The 1,917-nt window shown below is 48.7% G+C and carries 3 protein-coding genes; all 3 read right to left on the minus strand.

Features of this window, described 5'->3' with window-relative positions; all coding sequences use genetic code 11:
* Window positions 1-175: IS1 family transposase (locus APU11_RS26500; RefSeq protein ID WP_001348133.1), on the minus strand; the 175-nt coding region annotated here is incomplete at its 3' end.
* Window positions 176-340: 165 nt separating this feature from the next.
* Complete coding sequence (locus APU11_RS05175; protein ID WP_017384068.1) at window positions 341-1,474, minus strand: glutathione-independent formaldehyde dehydrogenase; 1,134 nt, start codon at window positions 1,472-1,474, stop codon at window positions 341-343.
* A 334-nt stretch (window positions 1,475-1,808) separates the two neighbouring features.
* A partial coding sequence (locus APU11_RS26510) for an IS3 family transposase (RefSeq protein WP_131729156.1) occupies window positions 1,809-1,917 on the minus strand: 109 nt, incomplete at its 5' end.

Here is a 1,917-nt window from a genome sequence, read left to right on the forward strand (position 1 = left end):
TATCAATGATTTTCTGGTGCGTACCGGGTTGAGAAGCGGTGTAAGTGAACTGCAGTTGCCATGTTTTACGGCAGTGAGAGCAGAGATAGCGCTGATGTCCGGCGGTGCTTTTGCCGTTACGCACCACCCCGTCAGTAGCTGAACAGGAGGGACAGCTGATAGAAACAGAAGCCACTGGAGCACCTCAAAAACACCATCATACACTAAATCAGTAAGTTGGCAGCATCACCTGGCAGCTGAAAGTATGAATAATAACGCCCTGACAGGATATTTTATTGCACCCTGTCAAAAGTCATACATTCTTTCCCGGTTTTTGCTTTCTCATACCGGATAACTCTATTTAAGGCTTAAGGATAACCTTCGTCCATCCTTCATCCCGCTCATCGAAGTGCTTATATCCGGCAGGAGCCTCTTCAAGCGAAAGACGATGAGAAATTATTTTGCCCGGACTGGCTTTATCGTGATGGATGAGGCGAGACAGCTGACGGTTATAGGCCTTAACGTTCGCCTGGCCGGTACGGATTGCCTGTCCTTTAAACCAGAAACTCCCAAAATCAAATGGCATCTTACCCTCTCTGGCAAGCTCCGATTCAGCCCCCGGATCCTGAGGAATAAAGACGCCAACCACACCAATTCCCCCGGTTGCTTTCGTCGACGCAACAAGACTGTTCATGGTGACAGAGTTATCTTCATGGCCATGTTTGTTACAGCACTGATAGCCAACACATTCGCAGCCACAATCCGTACCGCGTCCATCCGTCAGGTCGAGAATTTTTTGTACAGCTTCATCGCCAGTAGCATTGATGCCCGTCGCCCCCATTTTTTCAGCCAGAGCCAACCGGTCTGTGTGCGTATCAACCACAAACACCTGTGAAGCACCTTTAATGATCGCCGAATGAGCTGCCATCAAACCGACCGGCCCCGCGCCATAAATGGCCACGCTTTCACCAGGCTTCAATCCGGCAAGTTCTGTTGCATGCCAGCCGGTAGGAAAAATGTCAGAGAGCATCACATAATCATCTTCTTTTTCTGCCGCATCAGGGGGAAGAACAAGGCAGTTAAAGTCGGCAAATGGCACCCGAAGCAGTTCCGCCTGCCCCCCCTCCCAGGGACCCATTTCAGCAAAACCATAAGCTGCGCCTGCCGAACCCGGATTGGTAGTGAGACAAAAGCCGGTCAGACCTTTTTCACAGTTTTCGCAAAAACCACATCCCACGTTAAACGGCAGACAAACATAGTCGCCCACCTTAATACGTTCAACGCCTGAGCCAATTTCGACCACTTCACCCAGGTTTTCGTGACCCAGAATCCGTCCCTGTTCAAAGCTGGTCCGGCCCTCATACATGTGCAAGTCCGACCCACAAATGTTGGTGGTGGTGATGCGGACGAGTACATCCGTGGGGCGGACAATTTTCGCATCCGGTACGTCTTTTACTTTTACATCATAAGGACCGTTGTAAATTACTGCTTTCATGATCTTCTCCTTCTTGCGTGCGGAAAGGAAATGCTGCCCGGCGGATTGGGGTATCAATCGAGTTTAGCTGCCATAACAGATCTCGCGATCGGCGAAAGGACGATTAGGATGTTTCTTAACTAAGTGCATTGAAGTCTGTAAGACAGGTACTTACCGATGAAGGCTGCCTGGAAAACGTAAAAACATCACACGTTAATCCGGTTTTTTTAAGCAGGCAGGGGATTACGGACAGCTTTGAGCGAGAAGCGGATAAAGTAAATCTATCTCATTTCTGCATTGTGCCAGAAGTAGACATAGGTGAATTAGGTAACCCTAGTGAATCGCCACGGATAATCTAGACACTTCCGAGCCGTTGATAATACTGGTTTTCATATTCTGTCGGTGACATCTGTTCGCTAGAACCATGCCGACGCTTACTGTTATAAAACATTTCGATGTAATCA

It is taken from the genome of Enterobacter sp. 50793107 (assembly GCF_001463365.1).
Classification (GTDB): Bacteria; Pseudomonadota; Gammaproteobacteria; order Enterobacterales; family Enterobacteriaceae; genus Enterobacter; species Enterobacter cloacae.